We start from the raw sequence: 7,998 nt of genomic DNA, 5'->3' as shown, positions 1-7,998 counted from the left end.
GCACCCGAGGCGACCGGAACGGAAGGGAAGTGACATGCCGCTGAGTCCGGTCCTGAGCCGGTACTGGGACGAACCCCGGTCGTGGACGCTCGACACCTACCGGAGCCACGACGGCTACAAGGCGCTCGAACGCGCCCTGCGCACCGACCCGGACGAGGTCATCGCCACCGTCAAGGACTCCGGTCTGCGCGGCCGCGGCGGCGCAGGATTCCCGACCGGCACGAAATGGTCGTTCATCCCGCAGGATCCGACCACGCCCGCCGGTGCCAAGCCGCACTATCTCGTCGTCAACGCCGACGAATCCGAACCCGGCACCTGCAAGGACATGCCGCTGATGCTGGCATCGCCGCACACGCTCGTCGAAGGTGTCGTCATCGCGGCCTACGCCATCCGGGCCTCGCACGCGTTCATCTACGTGCGCGGCGAGGTCGTCCCCGTGCTGCGCCGGCTGCAGCACGCGGTCGCCGAGGCGTACGACGCCGGATACCTCGGCCGCGACATCCTCGGCTCCGGCTTCGACCTGGACGTCGTCGTCCACGCCGGTGCCGGCGCCTACATCTGCGGCGAGGAGACCGCGCTGCTCGACTCGCTCGAAGGGCGACGCGGACAGCCGCGGCTGCGGCCGCCGTTCCCGGCGGTCGCCGGGCTCTACGCGTGCCCGACCGTCGTCAACAACGTCGAATCCATCGCGAGCGTGCCGTCGATCCTGCTCAACGGCGTCGACTGGTTCCACTCGATGGGCACCGAGAAATCCCCGGGTTTCACGCTGTACTCGCTGTCCGGGCACGTCACCCGGCCGGGCCAGTACGAGGCACCGCTCGGCATCACCCTGCGCGAACTCCTCGACTACGCCGGCGGCATCCGCGCCGGGCACCGGCTCAAGTTCTGGACACCCGGCGGGTCGTCGACGCCGCTGTTCACCGCCGCACACCTCGACGTGCCCCTCGACTACGAAGGGGTCGGGGCCGCCGGGTCGATGCTCGGCACCAAGGCGCTGCAGATCTTCGACGAGACGACCTGCGTGGTGCGCGCGGTGCTGCGCTGGTCGCAGTTCTACAAGCACGAATCGTGCGGGAAGTGCACCCCCTGCCGCGAAGGCACCTGGTGGCTCGTGCAGATCCTCGAACGTCTAGAAGCCGGCACCGGCACCGAGGCCGACCTCGAGAAGCTGCTCGACATCTCCGACAACATCCTCGGGCGCGCGTTCTGTGCGCTCGGCGACGCCGCGACCAGCCCCATCACGTCGTCGATCGCACTGTTCCGCGACGAGTACATCGCGCATCTCACCCACGGCGGATGCCCGTTCGATCCGCGCCTGTCCACCCTCACGGCAGGGGGAGTGTCATGACCGCAGACCGGCCCGCGACGGCCAAGGACCCGGTCGTCACCATCGACGGCATCGAGATCAGCGTTCCCCCGGGAACTCTCGTCATCCGCGCCGCCGAGCAACTCGGCATCCGCATCCCGCGGTTCTGCGATCACCCGCTGCTCGACCCGGTCGGGGCATGCCGCCAGTGCCTCGTCGAGGTCGAAGGCCAGCGCAAACCTCTCGCCTCGTGCACCACCACGGTCACCGACGGCATGGTCGTCCGCACCCAGTTCACGTCCCCGGTGGCGGACAAGGCGCAGCAGGGTGTGATGGAGCTGCTGCTCATCAATCACCCCCTGGACTGCCCGGTGTGCGACAAGGGCGGGGAATGCCCGCTGCAGAACCAGGCGATGTCCAACGGCCGTGGCGATTCTCGCTTCGAGGGCGTCAAACGGACCTTCCCGAAGCCGATCGCGATCTCCTCGCAGGTGCTGCTGGACCGGGAGCGGTGCGTGAACTGCGCCCGCTGCACCCGCTTCTCGCAGCAGATCGCCGGTGACCCGTTCATCGATCTGCTCGAACGCGGGGCCGGCCAGCAGGTCGGCATCTACGCCGAGGAACCGTTCGATTCCTATTTCTCCGGCAACACCGTGCAGATCTGCCCGGTCGGTGCGCTGACCGGAACGGCCTACCGCTTCCGGGCGCGCCCGTTCGATCTGGTGTCCAGCCCGAGCGTCTGCGAACACTGCGCCAGCGGCTGCGCGCAACGCACCGACCACCGGCGCGGCGTCGTGTTGCGACGCCTCGCGGGCAACGACCCGCAGGTCAACGCCGAATGGAACTGCGACAAGGGCAGATGGGCGTTCACCTACGCCACCGAACCCGACCGGATCACCACCCCGCTGGTCCGCGACGACGACGGCACACTCGTCCCGAGATCCTGGCCCGCCGCCCTCGCGATCGCCGCCCGGGGACTGGCCGCGGCGCGCGGCGCGGGCGTGCTCGTCGGCGGACGCGTCACCGTCGAGGACGCCTACGCCTACGCGAAGTTCGCGCGGATCGTGCTGGGCACCAACGACATCGACTTCCGTGCGCGGGAGCACTCCGGTGAGGAGGCGCAGTTCCTCGCGGCCCGCATCGCCGGCCGGCTGCTCTCCGTGACGTATGCGGATCTGGATCGTGCGCCGGCGGTGCTGCTCGTCGGATTCGAACCCGAGGAGGAATCGCCGATCGTCTTCCTGCGGCTGCGTCTGGCGGCGCGCGGCGGCGCCGCGATCCGGTCGATCGCGGCGTTCGCGAGCCGGGGCCTGACGAAGATGTCGGGCCGGGTGGTGCAGGCCGTGCCGGGTTCCGAAGCCGCGGTGCTGGACGGGATCCGGTCGGGGGAGCAGGGCGGCGACGTCTCCGACCTGCTGCGCCGTCCCGGCGCGGTGATCATCGTCGGGGAACGGTGCGCGACGATGCCCGGCGCGCTGTCGGCGGCGATCCGGCTCGCCGACGACACCGGTGCCCGGCTCGCGTGGGTGCCGCGCCGGGCCGGTGAACGCGGCGCCCTCGAGGCCGGGGCGCTGCCGACGCTGCTGCCCGGTGGCCGGGACGTCAGCGATCCGCAGGCGCGCAGCCGGGTTGCGCAGGTGTGGTCCGACAGCGTCGGCGGCACCGTCGAACTGCCCGCGAATCCCGGACGCGACACCGCGGGCATCCTCGCCGCGGCCGCGGCCGGCGACCTCGGTGCCCTGATGATCGGCGGAGTCGACCTCGACGACCTCTCCGACCCGCAGTCCGCACGCTCGGCGGTGGAATCGGCCGGATTCGTTGTGAGCCTGGAACTGCGCCGCAGCACCGTCACCGACCTCGCGGACGTGGTGTTCCCGGTGGCCGCCGTCGCCGAGAAGTCCGGTGCCTTCCTCGACTGGGAGGGCCGGGTCCGTGAGTTCGGGATCGCGCTGCGCGGCCCCGGTACCCTGCCGGACCGACGGGTCCTCGACGCGCTCGCCGCCCAGATGGGGACCCGGCTCGGTGTGCCCGACGCGGAGTCCGCGCGCCGCGAACTGGACCTGCTCGGTCCGTGGGAGGGGCAGCGGCCGGCCGATCCGGCGACGGAGACGGTCGAGCCACCCCGCGCCGGTCCCGGAGAGGCGGTCCTGACCGGCTGGCGGATGCTGCTCGATGCCGGGCGGATGCAGGACGGGGAACCGTACCTCGCCGGTACCGCTCGACCGCCGGTGGTCCGGCTGTCCGCCGCGACCGCCGCCGAGATCGGCGCCTCCGACGGGGATGCGGTGACGGTGTCCACCGACCGCGGCGCCGTGACGCTGCCGCTCGCGATCACCGAGATGCCCGATCGCGTGGTGTGGCTGCCGCTGAACTCACCCGGCTCCGCCGTCCACCGGCAACTGGGCGTCGGATCCGGCGGGCTCGTACGGATCAGGGCGGGGGAGGTGCAGTGATGGACGGGTATGCAGACCTGTCGGCGTTCGGACACGATCCGTGGTGGCTGATCCTGGTCAAGGCCGTGGCGGTGTTCGCGTTCCTGGTGCTGACCGTGCTCGTGGCGATCTACGCGGAACGACGGGTCCTGGCCCGCATGCAGATGCGGATCGGACCGAATCGGCTGGGACCGCAGGGGATTCTGCAGAGCCTCGCCGACGGCATCAAACTGGCGCTGAAGGAGGGCATCGTCCCGTCCGGGGTGGACCGGCCCGTCTATCTGCTCGCCCCGATCATCGCGACGGTCCCGGCCTTCATGGCGTTCGCGGTGATCCCGTTCGGGCCGGTGGTTTCGGCATTCGGGCAGCGGACGCCGTTGCAGCTCACCGATCTTCCGGTCGCGGTGCTGTACATCCTGGCGGTCACCTCCGTCGGTGTGTACGGCATCGTGCTCGCCGGCTGGTCGTCCGGCTCGACGTACCCGCTGCTCGGCGGTCTGCGTTCGACCGCGCAGGTGATCTCGTACGAGATCGCGATGGGATTGGCGTTCGCCGCGGTGTTCCTGCTCTCCGGCACGATGTCCACATCCGGGATCGTGTCCGGGCAGGTCGGGACGTGGTACGTCTTCCTGCTGCTGCCGTCGTTCCTCATCTACGTCACGGCCATGGTCGGCGAGACCAACCGCGCCCCGTTCGACCTGCCCGAAGCCGAGGGCGAACTCGTCGGCGGATTCCACACCGAGTACTCGTCGCTGCGCTTCGCGATGTTCATGCTCGCCGAATACGTGAACATGACGACCGTGTCCGCGCTGGCCACCACGCTGTTCCTCGGCGGCTGGCGCGCTCCGTGGCCGCTGAACATATGGGACGGTGCCAACTCCGGCTGGTGGCCGGTGCTGTGGTTCGTCGCCAAGGTGTGGGCATTCCTGTTCCTGTTCGTGTGGCTGCGCGCCACCCTGCCCCGGCTCCGCTACGACCAGTTCATGAATCTCGGCTGGAAGGTCCTCATTCCGGCGTCGCTGCTGTGGGTCGTGGTCGTCGCCGTGATCCGGGCGCTCGGCAACGAGGGATACGTGGCCGGGCAGGGCACACTCGCCGCCGTCGGGGTGGTGTGCGTCCTGGCGTTCCTGGTGTTCACCCGGTTGCGGCGCACGTCCGGGGGCGGCGAACCCGCCCGGGCCGCACCGGAGGCGGCCGAACCGTTCGACCCTGGGGCCGGGGGCTTCCCGGTCCCACCGATGCCGGGTCCCGTGCCCGCGCAGCGCACCCCCGCGGAGGGATGACGATGCCCGAATTCCTCGATCCCATCGCCGGTTTCGGCACCACCTTCGCGGCGATGTTCAAGAAGCCGATCACCGAGCAGTATCCCGAGCAGAAACGGCCGCCGGCGCCCGGGTATCACGGCCGCCACCAGCTGAACCGGCATCCAGACGGCCTCGAGAAGTGCATCGGCTGCGAACTGTGCGCGTGGGCGTGCCCGGCCGACGCGATCTACGTGGAAGCGGCGGACAACACCGAGGCCGAACGGTATTCGCCGGGAGAGCGGTACGGCCGGGTCTACCAGATCAACTATCTGCGCTGCATCGGCTGTGGACTGTGCGTCGAGGCGTGCCCGACGCGCGCGCTGACGATGACCGCCGAATACGAGATGGCCGACGACAACCGGGCCGATCTCATCTACGACCGGTCGCGGCTGCTGGCGCCGCTGCAACCCGGGATGGAAGCGCCGCCGCACGCGATGTATCCGGGCGCCACCGAGGAGGACTACTACCGGGGCCTCGTGCCGGGTGCTGCGCCGAAAGAGGGGTCGGAACAATGAACACCCTCACGGTCCTGGCCCAGGACGTCGTCGAGCGCACGTCCACCGGTGAAGCGGTGCAGTTCTGGATTCTCGCCGTCGTCGCGGTGATCGGTGCGATCGGGGTGGTCGTCTCGAGCAAGGCTGTGTACTCGGCGATCTTCCTGGCGCTGACCATGATCGTGCTGGCCGCCTTCTACATCGCCCAGGACGCCCAGTTCCTCGGTGTCGTCCAGATCGTCGTGTACACCGGCGCCGTCATGATGCTGTTCCTGTTCGTGGTGATGCTCGTCGGCGTCGACGCGTCCGAATCGTTCACCGAAACCCTTCGCGGGCACCGCATCGCGGCGGTCGTGGCGGGAATCGGGTTCGGGGTGCTGATCATCGGGTTCCTCGCCGACTCCGAGCTGCCGCCGTTCGCGGGTCTGGTGGACGCCGGTGACGGGCACGTCGCGGGTCTCGCGGAACTGCTGTTCGTGCGGTACGTGTGGGCGTTCGAACTCACCGGAGCGCTGCTCGTCACCGCGACCATCGGTGCGATGGTGCTCACGCATCGCGAACGGACCGGTGAGCGTCTCGGTCAGAAGGAACTGGCCCGCAGGCGGTTCCGGGAGTGGGGTGCAGCGGGGGAGTCGGAGGTGCGGGTGACGCCGCTGCCGAGTCCCGGGGTGTACGCGCGGCGCAACGCCGTCGACGTTCCGGCCCGACTGCCGGACGGCAGCTATTCGCCACTGTCGGTGAGCCGGGTACTCGAGGCCCGGGGCGCGATCGTCGAGAGGCCGGACGAGGAGGAGACCCGATGAATCCGGCGAACTACCTGTACCTTTCCGCATTGCTGTTCACCATCGGCGCCGCGGGTGTTCTCGTGCGGCGCAACGCCCTGATCGTGTTCATGTGCGTCGAGCTCATGCTCAACGCCGTGAACCTGTCGTTCGTGACGTTCGCGCGGATGCACGGAAATCTCGACGGGCAGGTGTTCGCGTTCTTCACGATGGTCGTCGCCGCCGCCGAGGTGGTGGTCGGCCTCGCGATCATCATGACGATCTTCCGCACCCGCCGTTCGGTGTCGGTCGACGACAACAACCTGCTCAAGCACTGAGCCTGCCGAGAGAACTGAGTTTTCCGAGAGCACTGGGAGGAGACCGGGATGGGCGGAACCTCGGCCGTGTGGCTTCTGCCGGCGTTGCCGCTCGCCGGCGCCGCGGTACTGCTGCTGACCGGCCGGCGCAGCGACACGTGGGGACATCTGGTCGGATGCGCGACCGCGCTGGTCTCGTTCGGGCTGGCAGTGGTGCTGTTCGTGCAGATGCTCGGGCGCGCCGCCGACGACCGGGCCGTGCAGCAGGACCTGTTCTCGTGGGTACCCGTCGGCGAGCTGCAGATCGACTTCGGCCTGCAACTGGACCAGTTGTCGATGTGCTTCGTGCTGCTCATCACCGGTGTCGGGTCGTTGATCCACATCTATTCGGTCGGGTACATGGCGCACGGCCCGGACCCGTCGGGCAACACCGCGGGACGGGCACCCGGACGGCGGTTGTTCTTCGCGTACCTCAACCTGTTCCTCGCGGCGATGCTGGTGCTGGTGCTTGCCGACAACTATCTCGGCCTGTACCTCGGATGGGAGGGTGTCGGTCTCGCGTCGTATCTGCTCATCGGGTTCTGGCAGTACAAGCCGACCGCGGCGACCGCGGCGAAGAAGGCGTTCGTCGTCAACCGGGTCGGTGACACGGGCCTGGCCGTCGCCATGATGATCATGTTCTCCTCGTTCGGCTCGATCGGGTTCGCCGACGTCTTCGCCGCGGTTCCGGGTGCGAGCGAAACGGTCTCGACCGCGATCGGCCTGACCTTGCTCCTGGCGGCATGCGGCAAGTCCGCGCAGGTGCCGTTGCAGGCGTGGCTCGGGGACGCGATGGAAGGCCCGACCCCGGTGTCCGCACTGATCCACGCGGCGACGATGGTCACCGCCGGTGTCTACCTCATCGTGCGGTCCGGCCCGATCTTCGACGTCGCGCCGGGCGCGCAACTGGGCGTGGTGATCGTCGGGGCCGTGACCCTGCTGTTCGGCGCGATCATCGGCTGCGCGAAGGACGACATCAAGAAGGCGCTGGCGGCGTCGACGATGAGCCAGATCGGCTACATGGTGCTCGCCGCGGGCCTCGGTCCGGCCGGTTACGCGTTCGCGATCATGCACCTGCTCACGCACGGTTTCTTCAAGGCCGGGTTGTTCCTGGGCGCCGGTTCGGTGATGCACGGCATGAACGACGAGACCGACATGCGCCGCTTCGGCGGCCTGCGCACGGTCATGCCGATCACCTACGTCACGTTCGGTCTCGCGTATCTGGCGATCATCGGGATCCCGCCGTTCGCGGGCTTCTTCTCCAAGGATCTGATCATCGAGGCGGCGTTCGGATCCGGCGGCGCCGAAGGATTCGTCCTCGGCGCGGCCGCGCTGCTCGGCGCCG

6 protein-coding genes and 1 pseudogene are annotated in these 7,998 nt (G+C 69.2%); all 7 read left to right on the top strand.

What is annotated here, in order from left to right:
* Nucleotides 1–34: 34 nt before the first annotated feature.
* A complete protein-coding gene (gene nuoF / locus I0Q12_RS12375) occupies nt 35–1,348 on the top strand; it encodes an NADH-quinone oxidoreductase subunit NuoF (protein WP_197252199.1) in 1,314 nt (437 codons plus the stop codon).
* Nucleotides 1,345–3,759, top strand: a complete 2,415-nt coding sequence (locus tag I0Q12_RS12370) for an NADH-quinone oxidoreductase subunit G (RefSeq protein ID WP_197252198.1) — start codon at nt 1,345–1,347, stop codon at nt 3,757–3,759. Before nuoF ends, I0Q12_RS12370 begins: the two co-directional genes overlap by 4 nt.
* The gene (gene nuoH, locus I0Q12_RS12365; protein WP_197252197.1) at nt 3,759–5,021 is read left to right on the top strand and encodes an NADH-quinone oxidoreductase subunit NuoH; all 1,263 of its coding nucleotides are present in this window, start codon (nt 3,759–3,761) and stop codon (nt 5,019–5,021) included. Before I0Q12_RS12370 ends, nuoH begins: the two co-directional genes overlap by 1 nt.
* 2 nt (nt 5,022–5,023) lie before the next feature.
* Entirely contained in the window at nt 5,024–5,557 is a 534-nt protein-coding gene (gene nuoI, locus I0Q12_RS12360; protein ID WP_197252219.1) for an NADH-quinone oxidoreductase subunit NuoI, read from the top strand.
* Nucleotides 5,554–6,339 carry an NADH-quinone oxidoreductase subunit J gene (locus I0Q12_RS12355; RefSeq protein ID WP_197252196.1) on the top strand — a complete coding sequence of 262 codons (786 nt, stop codon included), beginning with the start codon at nt 5,554–5,556 and terminating at the stop codon, nt 6,337–6,339. The genes nuoI and I0Q12_RS12355 overlap by 4 nt, the downstream gene beginning before the upstream one ends.
* Nucleotides 6,336–6,635, top strand: a complete 300-nt coding sequence (gene nuoK / locus I0Q12_RS12350) for an NADH-quinone oxidoreductase subunit NuoK (RefSeq protein ID WP_197252195.1) — start codon at nt 6,336–6,338, stop codon at nt 6,633–6,635. The genes I0Q12_RS12355 and nuoK overlap by 4 nt, the downstream gene beginning before the upstream one ends.
* 48 nt (nt 6,636–6,683) lie before the next feature.
* Nucleotides 6,684–7,998 (top strand): annotated as a pseudogene (gene nuoL, locus I0Q12_RS12345) (NADH-quinone oxidoreductase subunit L); the annotation flags it as partial.

The organism is Rhodococcus sp. CX, from assembly GCF_015865005.1.
Classification (GTDB): Bacteria; Actinomycetota; Actinomycetes; order Mycobacteriales; family Mycobacteriaceae; genus Rhodococcus.
This window is presented reverse-complemented; position numbering and strand designations above follow the sequence as displayed.

Coding starts and splice junctions, on each gene's coding strand:
- nuoF (WP_197252199.1), top strand. CDS start 35: ATGCCGCTGAGTCCGGTCCTGAGCCGGTACTGGGACGAACCCCGGTCG.
- I0Q12_RS12370 (WP_197252198.1), top strand. CDS start 1,345: ATGACCGCAGACCGGCCCGCGACGGCCAAGGACCCGGTCGTCACCATC.
- nuoH (WP_197252197.1), top strand. CDS start 3,759: ATGGACGGGTATGCAGACCTGTCGGCGTTCGGACACGATCCGTGGTGG.
- nuoI (WP_197252219.1), top strand. CDS start 5,024: ATGCCCGAATTCCTCGATCCCATCGCCGGTTTCGGCACCACCTTCGCG.
- I0Q12_RS12355 (WP_197252196.1), top strand. CDS start 5,554: ATGAACACCCTCACGGTCCTGGCCCAGGACGTCGTCGAGCGCACGTCC.
- nuoK (WP_197252195.1), top strand. CDS start 6,336: ATGAATCCGGCGAACTACCTGTACCTTTCCGCATTGCTGTTCACCATC.